Annotated in this window: 10 protein-coding genes; 8 read left to right on the top strand and 2 right to left on the bottom strand. The window is 67.5% G+C overall.

Translation table 11 applies throughout. The annotated features are described in order from the left end of the window. Nucleotides 1-86: 86 nt before the first annotated feature. From truA to K9U15_RS05495, 4 genes are all read left to right on the top strand, one after another. Nucleotides 87-938 (top strand): tRNA pseudouridine(38-40) synthase TruA, encoded by an 852-nt coding sequence (gene truA, locus K9U15_RS05510; protein ID WP_096228102.1) that lies wholly within the window; start codon nucleotides 87-89, stop codon nucleotides 936-938. 229 nt (nucleotides 939-1,167) lie between these two features. Next, a complete protein-coding gene (locus K9U15_RS05505) occupies nucleotides 1,168-2,337 on the top strand; it encodes a hypothetical protein (RefSeq protein ID WP_301155737.1) in 1,170 nt (389 codons plus the stop codon). Nucleotides 2,338-2,437: 100 nt separating this feature from the next. Further along, nucleotides 2,438-4,450, top strand: a complete 2,013-nt coding sequence (gene arsS / locus K9U15_RS05500) for an arsenosugar biosynthesis radical SAM (seleno)protein ArsS (RefSeq protein WP_197702188.1) — start codon at nucleotides 2,438-2,440, stop codon at nucleotides 4,448-4,450. A 212-nt stretch (nucleotides 4,451-4,662) separates the two neighbouring features. After that, a complete protein-coding gene (locus K9U15_RS05495; protein WP_206613329.1) occupies nucleotides 4,663-6,177 on the top strand; it encodes a hypothetical protein in 1,515 nt (504 codons plus the stop codon). Between the two features lie 84 nt (nucleotides 6,178-6,261). Here K9U15_RS05495 and asnB read toward each other — a convergent pair whose 3' ends face one another. Both asnB and K9U15_RS05485 read right to left on the bottom strand, forming a co-directional pair. Next, a complete protein-coding gene (asnB, locus tag K9U15_RS05490) occupies nucleotides 6,262-8,244 on the bottom strand; it encodes an asparagine synthase (glutamine-hydrolyzing) (RefSeq protein ID WP_301155736.1) in 1,983 nt (660 codons plus the stop codon). A gap of 292 nt (nucleotides 8,245-8,536) precedes the next feature. Continuing rightward, complete coding sequence (locus K9U15_RS05485) at nucleotides 8,537-10,360, bottom strand: amidohydrolase family protein (RefSeq protein WP_301155735.1); 1,824 nt, start codon at nucleotides 10,358-10,360, stop codon at nucleotides 8,537-8,539. 343 nt (nucleotides 10,361-10,703) lie between these two features. Between K9U15_RS05485 and K9U15_RS05480 the strand changes: the two genes are divergently transcribed. The 4 genes from K9U15_RS05480 (at nucleotide 10,704) to K9U15_RS05465 (ending at nucleotide 14,724) form a co-directional block, all read left to right on the top strand. After that, nucleotides 10,704-12,086: a sodium-dependent transporter gene (locus tag K9U15_RS05480; protein WP_123673660.1), complete on the top strand. Its 1,383-nt coding sequence runs from the start codon at nucleotides 10,704-10,706 to the stop codon at nucleotides 12,084-12,086. A gap of 251 nt (nucleotides 12,087-12,337) precedes the next feature. Continuing rightward, a complete protein-coding gene (locus K9U15_RS05475) occupies nucleotides 12,338-12,688 on the top strand; it encodes a hypothetical protein (RefSeq protein WP_123673658.1) in 351 nt (116 codons plus the stop codon). A 6-nt stretch (nucleotides 12,689-12,694) separates the two neighbouring features. Further along, entirely contained in the window at nucleotides 12,695-13,732 is a 1,038-nt protein-coding gene (locus tag K9U15_RS05470) for a hypothetical protein (protein WP_161959732.1), read from the top strand. Beyond that, nucleotides 13,729-14,724 (top strand): peptidase U32 family protein, encoded by a 996-nt coding sequence (locus tag K9U15_RS05465; RefSeq protein WP_161959731.1) that lies wholly within the window; start codon nucleotides 13,729-13,731, stop codon nucleotides 14,722-14,724. Before K9U15_RS05470 ends, K9U15_RS05465 begins: the two co-directional genes overlap by 4 nt. The last annotated feature ends 13 nt before the right edge of the window (nucleotides 14,725-14,737 follow it).

The following is a 14,737-nucleotide window of genomic DNA, read 5'->3' as shown; positions in this document are numbered from 1 at the left end:
GCGCCTCGGCGTTTCATTACAGTTTGGCAAGCGGAAACCGGCCGCGCTTCGCAGGGCGGCCGGTTTCGTTTAAGATGGAGCGCATCATGACTCAGACTATTCGACATACCGAACCGCGCCCCGCCGGATCCGCTGTGGGAGCTCCTGCCGCCGCCGATGGAGAGCGCCCCGTGCGCGAGCACACCCTCGCGCTCACCCTCTCGTACAACGGCGCGCCCTTCTCCGGGTTCGCCCGGCAGCCCGGCCAGCTCACCGTTCAGGGCGACGTGGAGGCGGCTCTCGAGCTCTTGTTCCGCCGGCCCATCGACACGACGTGCGCCGGCCGCACCGACGCGGGCGTGCACGCGCTCGGCCAGGTGGTGAGCTTCGACGTTGACGACGTGGACCTTGCCGGGCGGTCGCTGCCCTCTTTGCGCCGCTCGCTCAACGCGCTCACGAACGACGCCATCACGGTGCGCGAGGTGGAGCCGAAGCAGAAGGGCTTCTCGGCCCGCTTCGACGCCCAGGCGCGCGAGTACCACTACCATCTGTGCGTGGACAGCACGGCGCCCATCTTCATGAAGGACTTCTCGTGGTTCGTGCCGGGCGGTTTGGACGTGTCGGCCATGGAGGCCGGCGCCCAGCACCTGCTGGGAGAGCACGACTTCAAGAGCTTCTGCATGGCGGCGTCGGCCGTGGGCAAGCCCACGAACCGCAACGTGCGCGAGATATCGTTCCACCCCGAGACGGTGCTCGGCGAGAACATCCTGGCCATCAAGGTGGTGGGCAACGCCTTCCTGCACTCCATGGTGCGCACCATCGTGGGCACGCTCGTGATGGTGGGGAAGGGCCAGCGACCCTCGTCATGGGTGGGCGAGGTGCTGGAAGCGCGCGACCGGCAGGCGGCTGGCGAGAACGCCCCCGCTCAGGGCCTCGTGTTCTGGCGCGTGATCTACTAGCGTCCGATCCGGGCAGCTCGGGCCGCTGCCCGTGTTGTGCCGCGTCCTGCTTGGCGCGGTCGCGTTGCGGCGCGCGTGCCGCCTATCCGGTGCTGCAGCGCTCCTTCCGGGGCCCTCAACCGCGGCTCGTTGGCTGCCAAGGATAAAGCAAGGGGGGCTTTGCCGGTTTGAGTTGCGTGCTATACTGGTCAAACGTCGGTACAATCCACCGCTTGCAAAAAAGGAAGCCATGCTGTTCGGTAACACGCCAGAGAAGCGCATCGCCCGCGAGGCTGACAAGGTCGCGTCGTTGAAAGAGGATCTGGACGCGATATCCTGGGGGCGCGTGCTCGAAATTGGCAAGCAGCTCCAGGGCAAGGGGGCGGCTGAGGCCGAGTTGGGCGCCGAGCTGGTGTCTATCGCCCAATCGAACCTGTCGCTGGCCACGCGCCTGGGCATCGATCCTGCGCCGCCCGAGAGCCGCGTGATGGCATCGGGTGTGAAGATCGTGGAGGGCGGCCTCGCCCAGGCGGCTATCGATGCATCGCGCGCACCGGTTGGCTCCGGCGCCGCGAGCCCCTCGCCATCCGCTTCGCGCGGCGAGGCTGGCCGCGCGGACGAGCCCGCCCGCGCGGCCTGCGAGTCCGACGGCGAGACACAGCCGATCGAGCTCCCGGGAACGTTCTCGATCTGCATCGAGAGACCCGAATCTGGGATGGCCGACGGCGGCCTGTCTTTGGAAGAGCTGATGGAGGCGTCCAGAAGGCTCGATGACGAAGGCGGCGCCCCCTTCCGGTCGAAGATGCCTGACGAGGCCGCTGCCTTCGACCCGCAAGAGCCTCCCTCGCGCATCGTGCCGCGCTCGACCACCGAGCTTCCCATCGATTTACCGCGCATTCCCCGCATAGGTGACGTCCCGGTTGCGGCCGAGCCTTCCGAGGGGCGCGCCGACGAGGCGACGGAAACCGAGGAAGAGGCGCTGTTCGAACCCGCCCTACCCCCGGAGGCCCCTCTTGGAGGGATTGCTGTCGCAGATGGAGGGGCTGATGGAGCTGCTGACGCCCCCGCCGGTACGCCGGGGGAAGATGCCGTTGCAGCGATGAAGAGGGCATGCGAGGCTTTTTCCGAGCCCGAGCCCGAGCCCGAGCCCGAGCCCGAGCCCGAGCCCGAGCCCGAGCCCGAGCCCGAGCCCGAGCCCGAGCCCGAGCCCGAGCCCGAGCCGACGGCTGCTCCTGCGGCGGGCGAGCCGGCGGCCTGCGGCGGGGTCGTCCCCGACGAGGCTGGCAGCCGCGCCGAGCAGCCGGGGCGCGAGCGGTTCGCGCGGTTTCGGAACCTGTACGAGAGCCGTGACGGCAGCTTGTGCGTGTTCGAGGACGAGCACGGCCATCTGGTGGCGGTGGACGCCTCGAAGCTCGCCTAGCCGAGCGCCTCCCTCTTTCGCCAACTTATTGCTGGCATTCCGCGATTATTGGATATAATCCTATATTAACGAGAACCGCAGCGAGAAAGGATGCGCATCCATGTCGTCATGCTCCGTGCCCGGCCAGGTGCGCCGGGTGTTCAAGGACGCGGGCCGGGTCTGCCCGGTCGACTACCGCCTGGCCTCCGACGCCTTCGCCGGCGATCCCGAGGTTGCGTGCGACGTACTGTACGTGGTGGGCGGCCTGTACGGCAACCCGTTTGCGCTCGACGCGGTGGACTGCCTGGTGGCGGCCGAGCAGGGCGACGTGCGCGTCGTGTTGAACGGCGACATGCACTGGTTCGACAAGACGGCCGAGAACTTCGCCGCCTTGGAGCGTCGGGCGTCGCGCTACCTGCCGCTCGTGGGCAATGTGGAGGCCGAGCTGCGCCGCCAGGTGGACGTGGGCGTGGGGTGCGGATGCGCCTACCCGGACTGCACGGGCGACGATGCGGTGAGCCGCTCGAACCGCATCCACCGAAAGCTGTCCGAGGCCGTGGACGCCCATCCCGAGCTCAAGGAGCTGCTGGCGGGCCGGCCCGCCACGTGCACGGTGGGCGTGGCGGGCCGCAAGGTGGCCGTCACGCACGGCGACGAGCAGCTGATCGGCGGCTGGGCCTGCTCGCGCGAGTCGCTGCAGGACGTGCTGCGGCAAGACGAGCTCGACCGGTGGATGGCCGCCAACGACGTGGACGTGCTGGCCTGCACGCACACGTGCGCGCCCGCGGCGCTCTCGCTTGCGCGCGGGCTCGTGGTGAACAACGGGGCGGCCGGCCTGCCGAATTTCTTCGGCCAGCACTTCGGGCTGGCCGTGCGCGTGGCGGCCGCTCCGCACCCGGATGCGCTGTTCGGCGCCGAGCGCGACGGCCTCTTTGTGGAGGCCGTGCCGCTGCGCTACGACCACGACGCCTACCTGGCCTGGTTCGACGAGCTGTGGCCGGCGGCCAGCCCGGCCGCCGTGTCGTACCGCGGCCGCATTGTCGACGGCGCGGACGACCGGTTGGATGACGCGTTGCTCGGCGGCTTCAGCCGCGGCCCCTCCGCCCGCACCGACGCCCCGCCGCTTCGGGCGCATGCGACGAAGGGCGACGTGGAGCTGGCGCTGGCCGGGCTCGTGTACTTCGAGGACGTCGTGGACGACGCCTCCTGCCTGCGCACGGCGGGCGAGCCGTCCACGATCCAGGTCAACGTCACGGCCCGCTGCAACCTGGCCTGCGCCCACTGCCACGTGGAGTCGGGCCCGCACCGTACCGAGGCCATGGACCGCGCCGTGCTCGAGGCCGTGCTGGCCGTGGCCGCGCGCCCCGGAATCGACACGGTTGACGTGACGGGCGGCGCGCCCGAGATGCACCCCGACTTCGCCTGGTTCGTCGAACGCGCGGCAAGCATGGCGCACGTCATGGTGCGCACGAACCTCGTCATCCTGCGCGACCCGGCGTACCGGCCGCTCATGGACCTCTACGCCCGGCTGGGCGTAGAGGTGGTGGCCTCGCTGCCCAACGTGCACGACGCGCAGGCCGAGCAGCAGCGCGGCGGCGGCACGTTCGACCCGAGCATCGAGGTGCTGCGCGAGCTGAACGGCCGCGGCTACGGTCGCGATGGCCGGCACGTTCTGGACTTGGTGTTCAACCCCCAGTGGCCCGTTCTGCCGCCCGACCAGGCCGAGCTGGAGGCCGTCTACCGGCGTCGGCTGGCCGCGCTGGGCGTGTCGTTCGACCACCTGTTCGCCGTCGCGAACAACCCCATCGGGCGCTACGGTGCGCATCTCATCGACGCCGGCGCGTTCGACAGCTACCTGAACCTGCTCATAGACGGCTTCAACCAACAGGCGTGCGACGGGATGATGTGCCGCCACCAGCTGTCCGTGGGCTGGGATGGGCGCGTGTACGACTGCGACTTCAACCAGGCGCTCGGTCTGCCTGTCCGCCGCGAGGACGGCGGTGACCGCACGGTCTTCGACTACGCGGCCGACCCTGTGCTGCCCCTCGCACGCCCCATCCGCTTCCGCAACCACTGTTACGCCTGCACGGCCGGCAGCGGCTCGAGCTGCGGCGGCACCATCGTGCAGGAATAGCCCCGACGTCGCAGGGCTGCCCGTCCGCCTGCCGTCTCGTGGCCTGCACGCCGCGCCGGCCCAAGGCCCCTTCCGGGGATGCGCGCAGCGCCTCCACTCGATCAGCACGCCGCGTCCCCGCACGATCATCTTTTTAGTTGACATGCCATATTAGTAGATATAATCTATTACTGGCATCAATCAAGTTAATCAGGACGTGAGGGGACGACCGCATGGATTCGACAACCGGGATCTTCTTCTGGGGGTTTCTCATCGTGTACGGCATCGTGATGTTCCTGCTCTCGCCGAAGACCGTCTCGCTGGGCGGGTTCTTCAAGGGCGAGGACAAGTTGGGCCGCGCCGCCAACCCGTGGATGATCACGGCATCCATCTTCATCGCGTGGATCTTCGCGAAGTCGGTCACGAACGCAGCCAACATGGGCGCGAACTTCGGCATCGTGGGCGGTATCGGCTACGCCATGTACTGGCTGTGCATCCCGCTGACCGGCTGGGCGCTGTACCGCCTGCGCCGCAAGTTCAAGGCCACGGGCATGATCAGCTTCCTCACCGAGCACTACGGCATCGCGGCCGCGTTCTGCTTCTCGGCAGCCATCCTGGTGCGCCTGTTCAACGAGGTGTGGTCGAACACATCGGTCGTGGGCGCGTACTACGGCGCGTCCGGCTCGGCGCCGTTCATCATCGCGGCGCTGCTGTTCACCGCCATCACCGTGGGCTACTGCTGCTGGGGCGGCATGCGCGGGTCCATCATCACCGACGTGGCGCAGGCCATCCTCTTCGCTGTGCTGCTCATTGCCGTGCTCGCGTGGGTGGTTCCGCAGCACAGCCTGGCCGACTTCGCGACGTCCGGCACCTGGACGCTCGGCGGCGGCGTGGACTTCATCATCGGCGCGGGCCTGCAGTGCCTGTCGTACGGCTTCCACGACGCCGTGCTCACCGACCGCGGCTTCATCTGCGAGGAGAAGAAGATGCTCAAGAGCTTCACCGTGGCCGGCCTTCTGGGCTTCGTGGCCATCGTGCTGTTCTCGCTCATCGGCGTGCACGCCTACCTCGACGGCATGAGCATCGCCGGCTCCAGCGCGCCGGTCGTGGTGGCGCAGAGTTTGGGCATCATGGCGTTCTTCATGATGGCCGTCATCATGATAGCCACGGCCGGCTCCACGCTGGACTCCACGTTCAGCTCGCTCGCGAAGCTCACGGCGCGCGACCTGCCGGGCATTTTGGGGAAGACGCCCAAGATGAACCCGCGCATCATCGGCATTATCTTCATGATTGTCTTCGGCATCGTGGGCAACCTGCCCATGATCATGGGCGCCGACATCATCACGGCCACTACCATCTCGGGCACCATGATCATGGGCCTCGGCCCTATCTTCCTGCTGCACGGCGTGGTGAAGCCGACGAAGGTTGGTTTCCAGCTGGCGTTCTGGGTTGGCATGGTGCTGGGCATCGCAGACACCGTGGCCCCGGCCGCCTTGGGCTTCATGGATATTGGCGGCGGCTCGTACGCGAACTTCCTCGGCGTGAACCTGTGGGGCGCCGTGGCGTGCTGGGCGGCGTATATCATCCCCGGCCTCTTGGCGCAAGCCGCCGAGAAGCGTGCCGGCATCGAGCCTGCGTGGAAGGGTTTGTCGCGGGAAGAACTCGCCCGCCTCGACGCGGACGCGAAGCGCCGCGAGCAACAGGGCCTCGACCTCGACCCCGAGGACTTGGCGCCTACGGGAGCGTAGGCGCTAGGTCCTCGGTTTTCACTCGTAGGGGCGGCCTGGTGGCCGCCCCTACGAGTATTCCGTTCTGCCTCTCGTTTTTTTTGTTTACGCCGCCGGCTTCTCCGGCGCTTTCTGGTCCACGAAGTAGATTTTGTACCACATGAGGAACATGTAGACGATCCATATCTTGCGGGAGCGGTCGGCGCCGGCTTTGTGCTCGTCGAGGAGGCGCACCAGCTCGTCGGTGTTGAAGAACTGGCGGGCGATGTCGCCGGTGAACCACTCCTTGATCTCGTCGTAGTAGCGGTCCTGGCGCAGCCAGTTCACCATGGGCACGGGAAAGCCCAGCTTCTCCTTCTGCGCCCAATCCTTCGGGATGGCGCGCTCGGCGGCCTCGCGCAGCGTGAGCTTCGTCTGCTCGTCGTTCGCCTTGAGGCGGGTGGGGATGGTGGCCGACACGTCGAACACCTGCTTGTCGAGGAACGGCACGCGGCTCTCCAGCGAATGGGCCATCGACATCTTGTCGGTCTTGAGCAGGATGTCGCCCACGAGCCAGAAGAACAGGTCGACGTACTGCATGCGCGTGGTGTCGTCGAGGCCCGCGACCTCGGCGTATGCCGGCGCAATGAGCTCCTGCGGGGACGGCACGCGCGCCCCGGCGTCGGTGCGCTTGCCCGTGCGCAGACGCTCGCGCTCGGCGGGCGAGAATGCCACGCCGTTGGCGTTGGTGTAGTACCAGTCCTCGGGCGTCTCGCTCGCGCGCTCAAGGTAGTTCGCGCCGCGCACGCCGAGCGCGCGGGCCGCTTTCGACGCGCCTTTGAGCAGGCCCTTCGGTGCCCACGACAGCTTCTGGTTGGCGAACGGGGTCTGGTAGATGCGGTAGCCGCCGAAGAACTCGTCGGCGCCCTCGCCGGAGAGCACGGCCTTCACCTGCTCGGCGGCGATCTGGTCGACGAAGTAGAGCGCCACGGCGCTCGGGTCGGCGGACGGCTCGTCCATGTGCCACTGCACGCGGGGCAGGCTCGCCCAGTACTCCTCCTCGCCGATGTGCTTGGAGCTGTTCTCGATGTGCAGCTCGTCGGCCAGCTCGCGCGCCCAGGATATCTCGTCGCGCTCGCCCTCGTACTCGGCGAAGCCCACGGTGAACGTCTTGATGGCGGGGTTCTCCTTGGCCAGGCACGCGGCCATGTAGCTGGAGTCGATGCCCGAGGACAGGAACGAGCCCACCTCCACGTCGGCCACGTTGTGGTAGCGCACGCTCTCGCGCATGGCGGCGTCGATGGCCTCCACGGTGTCCTCGCGGCTGCGGCCCTCGTCGAAGTTGTACTCCGGCCGCCAGTAGCGGCGCATCTCGGTCGTGCCGTCCGCGCGCACGGTCATGCAGTGGGCGGGGGGCAGCTTGAAGATGCCCTTGAAGAAGGTCTCGTCGAGCGCGCTGAACTGGAAGCACAGGTACTGCTCGAGCGCCGCCTCGTTGAGCTCGCGCTGATAGGCGGGGTGCTCGAGGATGCACTTGATCTCCGAGGCGAAAATGAGCTGCGGGCCAGAAGCTCCCTGCTGCACCGTGTAGTAGAACGGCTTGATGCCGAAGAAGTCGCGCGCGCAGAAGAGCTCGCGGGACTTCCGGTTCCAGATGGCGAACGCGAACATGCCGCGCAGCCGGTCGAGCACCGCCTCGCCCCAGGCCAGGTAGCCCGTGAGCAGCACCTCGGTGTCGGAGCTCGTCTGGAACGCCCAGCCCTCGGCCTCGAGCTCCGCGCGCAGGTCGCGGTAGTTGTAGATCTCGCCGTTGAACACGATGGCGAAGTCGCCCTTGGCGGCCGCCGCCTCGGGGCTCGCGCAGGGCGTGCCGTCCGGCATGAGCGCGGGGGAGGTGATGCGGGCCGCGTGCTCGCCGGTGGCGCGCACCATGGGCTGGTTGCCGCCCTCGAGGTCGATGAGCGAGAGCCTCCGGTGCCCGAGCGCGATGCCGTCGTCAAGGTACTGCCCCTCGCCGTCGGGCCCGCGGTGGGCCATCACGTCGCACATGGCCTTCAGGGTGGGCAGGTCGGCCTCGGTGGCCCCGGTGAATCCGCAGATTCCGCACATGGTAGATGGTACTCCTCGCGTCGTGATCGTTGTTTTCCGCGCCCTCGGAGGGTCTGCGGAAATGCGTAGATATCTACGCAAAAATCAGCACGTAGATATCTACGTTAGCTTCGCCCATGATAGAGGAAAACGCACCGGCGCCCAAGCGTCTCAACCAAGACCGCAGATTTGGTTTTGCGGCGTGCGGCGAGAAACGAGGCGCTGCGATGTGTGGGTCGCAGCGCCTCGTGCGAGGAAGGCTGGCGGGGTATCCCGCCCCACCTGCCGCTCCCGTTTCGTCCAACTCTTCCGTTTACGACTGCTGCTTGGCGGCCTCTTCGGCGTCGAATACCTTCTCGCCGCGCAGGTACGTGGCGAGCACCTTCGTGTTCTTGATGTCGAGCGGTTTCGCCTCGAGGACGTTCTGATCCACCACGATGAAGTCGGCCGCCTTGCCCTCCTCGAGGCTGCCCGTCTCGCCGTCGAGGGACAGCGCCCAGGCGGCGTCGGCGGTGAAGCTGCGGATCATCCGCTTGATGTCCACGCGCTCCTCGGGCCACAGCAGGTAGGCGGGGTCGTCCATGTCGGTGATGTCGGGCACGTCGTAGGGCTTGCCGTCCACGAGGTTGCGCGTCACGCCGAACTGCATCGCATAGAAGGGGTTGGGGTTCGAGGTCACCGGGAAGTCGGAGGCGGAGACGAGCGTCACGCCCGCGTCCACGAACGACTTCATCGGGTACATCTTCTCGGCCCGCTCGCCGAGCGCGGGGCTTTCCTTCGACTCCCAGTACTGCGGCTCCTTGAAGTGCCAGTAGGGGTCGGCCACGGCCGTCACCTCCAGCTCGGCGAAACGCGGGACGTCGTCTTCCTTCACGAGCTGCAGGTGGGTGATGGCGTTGCGCTCGTCGTCGTCCGGCACGTTCTGCTCGGCGTACTCGATGGCGTCGAGCCCCATCGTCACGGCCTCGTCGCCGATGGCGTGGATGTGCGCGAGCATCCCCGCGCGGTTGATGGCCGCGGCGGCCTGGTTGAGGGGGTTCTGCTCCCAGCCGGTCTCGCCGTAGTTGGACGGGTTGTCTGCGTAGGGCTCGGACAGTAGGGCCGACTCGTTGTCCATCACGCCGTCGACGAATATCTTGCCGGCGATCACCTTGAGCGCGTCGCTGTCGTACTTCTTCTTGAGCTCCTCGAGCTTGGTCAGGTCCTCGTCGGTCTGCCAGCTGGTGACGATGCCCGCGCCGCGTACGCGCATGGTGAGCCCGTCGCGGTCCGCGAGCGTCTGGTAGCCCTCGTAGGGCACGGGAAAGAAACCGTTGCCGGGCGGCGTGAAGATGGACGTGTAGCCCAACGCGTTGAGGCCCTGCAGAAACGTCGCCAGCCCATCGGCCACGTTCTCCTGATTGACGGGGTATTTTGAGGTCATCGACATGGCGGAGTCGGCCAGCGTGCCCCATAGGCTGCCGTCCTCGTTCTTGTAGATCTCGCCGCCGGGCGTGGAGGGCGTGTCGGGCGTGATGCCGAGGTACTCGAACGCCTTCGAGTTCAGCCACGCGCCGTGTCCGTCGAACGAGTACACGAGCAGCGGCTTGTCGGGGCTGATCTCGTCGAGGCGCTCCTTCTTGGGCCCGCGCTCAAGCTCTTCGCCGGGGTAGAGGCTGGCCATGTAGCCGAAGCCGAGATACGTGTCCTTCTCGGGGTGGGCGTCGACGTATTTCTTGATGGCGGCCAGCTCGTCGTCGGCAGTGGGGAGGCCGATGAGGCTGAAGTCGAAGAAGTCGGGCGATCCCGAATGGATGTGGCCCTCGATGAGGCCCGGCAGCACGAATCTGCCCTGGAGGTCCACCACGTTCTGGGCGGTGTCCTTGTAACGCTGCCCGTCGGACGACGATCCGACGAAGGCGATCTTCCCGTCGCGGACGGCCAGCGCTTCGGCCATGCGATCCTGACCGTCGACTGTATAGATTACGGCGTTCTCGTAGTAGGCGTTCACGGGTTCGTCCTCGTTCGAAACGGCGTTCGGTGCGGCCGTGTCCGTGCCGGCGGTCGAGCAGCCTAACAGGCCGAGCCCGGCCGTGGCGGCGAGCACGGCGCTTCCCGCCAGGAACGTGCGGCGGGAAAGGCAAGCGGGATGGTTCATGGGTGGAATCCTCTCGTTTCGACGGCAGAGCGATCTCCATAATGCAGCGCAGAGCATCGCGATCGGCTCGCGACCAACAACCGCCAACGAACGGTGCCCGGTGCGCATCCCGCCCGTAACGACGCGCGACCGGACGCGCTGCGGGTCGGGCCGCGCGACCCTGGTCGCCCATGAGCGCGCTTCTGCGAAAACGTGGTCGCCAAGCGGGGTTTTCCCGCTATAATGATGCATTTGGGTCGCGGCGCAGAGGGTGGATGTTCGGCGGCGCCCGTATCCGGCCTCCCGCGGACGCGTCCGCGCCGGGGGTTCCCTTGCATTGATCGATCGACAACGGAGGTTATCGATGTCTTCTACCGGCACGCCCGCGCGCTCGTCTTGGTCGGGCAAATGGGCGTTCATCCTGGCCGCCGCGGCTTCCGCCGTGGGGCTGGGGAACATGTGGCGCTTTCCGTACCTGGCGGCGAAGTATGGCGGCGGCACGTTCCTTCTCACGTACCTGGTGCTCGTGTTCACGTTCGGCGTGTCGCTGCTGCTGCTGGAGACGGCGCTCGGGCGCACGACGGGGCAGTCGGCCATCGGCGCGTTCAAGCAGTTCGGCAAGAAGTACGCGTTCATCGGCATCCTGGCCTCGGCCGTGCCGTTCATCATCACGCCGTACTACTGCATCATCGGCGGCTGGGTGACGAAGTACGCGGCGGCCTACCTGATCAACGGGCCGGAGGCGCTGGCCGACGGCGGGAACTTCTTCTCGGGCTTCATCACCAGCAACACGGAGAGCTTCCTGTGGATGCTCCTGTTCATGGCCATCGTGTTCATCGTGGTGTCGCTGGGCGTGAAGGGCGGTATCGAGAAGGCGAACCTCATCATGATGCCGGCGCTCATCGTCATGGCCGTTGCCATCGCGGCCTACACGCTCATGCAGCCGGGGGCGGCCGAGGGGGCGCTGTACTACCTGGTGCCCGACTTCAGCAAGTTCTCGCCGGAGCTGGTCATCGGCGCGCTCGGGCAGATGTTCTACAGCCTGTCGCTGGCCATGGGCATCATGATAACGTACGGTTCGTACCTCGACCGCAAGTCCAGCCTCACGCAGAGCGTCACGCGCATCGGCTGCTTCGACGTGGGCGTGTCGTTTTTGGCCGGCCTCATGATCGTGCCGGCCGCGTTCGTGGCCATGGGCTCGGGCGACGCCGTCGCGGGCGCGGCGGGGCCGTCGCTCATGTTCATCACGCTGCCGGGGGTGTTCGCCGGCATGGGGGATGCGGCCGTGATCGTGGGCTTCGTGTTCTTCCTGCTGGTGCTGTTCGCTGCGCTGACCAGCGCCATCTCGCTCACCGAGACGTGCGTGTCCATCATCCAGGACGGTGCGGGCTGGTCGCGCAAGAAGGCGCTCGGCACGGTGATCGGCGTGGTCGTGGTGGCGGGCATCTTCGTGAACCTGGGCTACAACGGCCTGTCGTTCATCGAGCCGCTGGGCGCCGGCACCACGCTTCTGGACTTCTTCGACTTCTTCTCGAATTCGGTGCTCATGCCCATCGTGGCGCTGCTCACGTGCGTGTTCATCGGCTGGATCGTGAAGCCGGGCCTCATCGTGAAGGAAGTGGAGCTGTCGAGCCCGTTCAAGGCCGAGAAGGCGTGGACGGTCATGATCAAGTTCGTGGCGCCGGTGCTGGTGGTGGTGATCTTGGTGGCCTACGTGGCCGCGCAGTTCGGGCTGTTCAGCATGTAGCCTGCTTGGAGTCTATACCAGCGCATTGCGGGGCGCCCTCGGCAACGGGGGCGCCCCGTTCGTTTTCGGGATGCTGACGGGGCGGGTACGGGCGGGAAAGGGACGCCCGGCGCGGCGCCTTTCGCGCGAGGTGCGCGCTACCATGTTGGGAACGCGGCGCCACCGGCCCATCCTCCGCCGGGAGGCGTCGCGACGGCGGTCCGTGGGGCCGCCTTTTTCAACCGCGCATTCTACGACGAAAGGGGTCTGCCATGATGGAAGACACGATCGACGAGTTGAAGGGCCAGCCGCGCGACGAGGGCTACGGCAAGGGCGAGAACTACGGGCACGGCGAGGGCGGCCGCGAGGGCGAGGGCTACGGCGCGGGCGAGAGCGGCCGCGAGGGCCGCCGCCGCGGCGAGGGCTATGGCGAGGGATACGGCTCCGGCGAAGGCGGGCATGCCGGCGAGCGCTACGCCGAAGGCTCCGGCAAGGCCGACGAGCAGCACGGCAAGGGCGAAGGATATGGCGAAGGCTCCGAGAAGGGCGAGCGGTACGCCTCGGGCGAGCGCTACGGCGAAGGCGAGCGGTACGGCCAGGGCGTCGCCGAGAACGAGCAGTAGCCGGCAATGCAATCGATACCCGCGTGCAGCGTGGCCGACGTGGCCGCGGCGGCCCGTGCGCACGGCATGACGCTTTCCACGATGGTGGAGCGCACCATGCAGGCGGCGGGCCGCCGCTCGGTGAGACGGCTCTACATCGGCTCAAACTTCTGCAGCCAGTACTTCCTGCGCCAGCCCGACCAGGTGTGGCGTGAGGCGTTCTCGCTTTGCCGCCGCGAGGGCATACCAGCCACGCTCGTGGTGCCGGTGTTCTCCCAGAAGGACCTGGCCGAGGCGTGCCACCGCATCGACGAGCTGGTGGGAGCGAACCGCGGCGTCGTCGACGAGATAACGGTGAACGACGTGGGCATGGTGGCGTACTGCCTCGACCGGTACGGGTTGCCGCTGAACGCGGGGCGCCTGTTCTCTAAGGAGCCGCGCGATCCGCGCTACGCGGAGCTCTTCGAGGAGAGGCATGCGGTGGGCGTTCCCGCTCTCGTCACCGAGCTGTTCCGCCAAGGCGAGCTGCAGGGGCTCGAGCTCGATCCCACGCATGTGGCGCTCGACCTGTCCGAGCTGCGCGGCTACATGCCGCATCTCGAGGTGGGCGTGCACATGCCCTACTGTTATATGTCCACGGGCTCGATCTGCGAGCTGGCCGGCATCGGCCGCCCCGTGCGCGAGAAGTTCCGACCGAATGCGCCATGCAAGCTCGAATGTGCGCGTTGCGCCATCGGCTACGGGCTGCCGTACGGCGCGCGGCTGCTGAAGTTCGGCCGCGCCGTGTACTTCCCGAACCACGGCTGCACCGTGTGCGAGGGAGAGGACTTCCGCATGATCGTGTCGCCGTTCGACGTGCTGGTGCCGCGCCGCGATGCGAGGGTTGAGCACGGCCCCGGGGCCGTACGCTTCCAAGCGAAGGAAGGGCAGGGATGCGAGCGCGCGGCCGCCGCCGCCGAGGTACCGGCGGCGGAACTCGGTCCGGGCGAAGGTCCGGCCGCTGTGCCCGATCGGGGCGGGGCGATGGCCCGCGTGTCCCTCGCGGCGGCCGGGAGCGCGCGATGAACCCGCTCGTACCGGTGAACGACCGGGCATACCTCGGGCGCTACGCCGAGGCGGGGGGCGAGGAGTTCTACGTGGGCTTTCACGATGCGGCCTGGCACGAGCGCTTCGGCGACGTGGCGGACCTCAACCGCATGACGGGCTTCCAGGACCAGGCGAACCCCTACGGCTTCGACGAGGTGCTCGATATCGTGGACGAGGTGCGCGGCCTGGGCAAGAAGCTCTACGTCACATTCAACGCGAACGTCTACACCAAAGAGCAGCTGGACTTCCTGTACGGCTACTTCGAGAGGCTGCACACGGCCGGCGCAGCGGGCGTCATCGTGTCGGTGCCGGAGGCTGTGGAGCCGGCGGCCGACAGCGGCCTGGCGGTGGTGGCGTCCACCATGTGCGGCGTGTACAACGCCGACATCGCGCGCTTCTACCGCGAGCTTGGCTGCACGCGCGTCATTGTGCCGCGCGACATGGGGCTGTCCGAGATCGAGGCGCTGGCGGAAGCCGTGCCCGATGTGGAGTTGGAGGTGTTCCTCATGCGAAACGGCTGCATCTTCGCGGACGGCTACTGCCTGGGCCGTCACTTCCAGAACCGCAACGCGCTCTGCTGGGATGTGCGCCACGCCGACCGGGAGTTCTACACCGTGGGGCGCGGCAGAAGCCTGTCGGGCGCCGCACGCGAGAACAACGAGGCCTACGGGCGGTTCCACCGTACCGCCTGCGGCCTGTGTGCCATATACCGTTTGGAGCGCGCCGGCGTGGCCGCGGCGAAAATCGTCGGTCGCTCGGACGACTCGGCCTGCATCCTGCGCGACATCGAGGCCGTCGTGCGCAACGTGGAGATCGCGCGCGCGTGCGTCGACGAACAGGAGTACCTTGCGCGTATGGATGTACCGCCCGAGCGCGCCGCCGCCTGCACGGACGGGCTGTCGTGCTACTACCCGGAGGTGAGGTTTCCCCGCACGGTCGCGCCGCGCGTCCCTCGGCGCGCGGCGGGGTAGGGCCGGCGGTGCC

It is taken from the genome of Gordonibacter sp. RACS_AR68, assembly GCF_030418485.1.
GTDB lineage: Bacteria > Actinomycetota > Coriobacteriia > Coriobacteriales > Eggerthellaceae > Gordonibacter > Gordonibacter urolithinfaciens.
The sequence above is the reverse complement of the archived record's forward strand: the minus strand, read 5'-3'. Positions and strand labels throughout refer to the sequence as shown.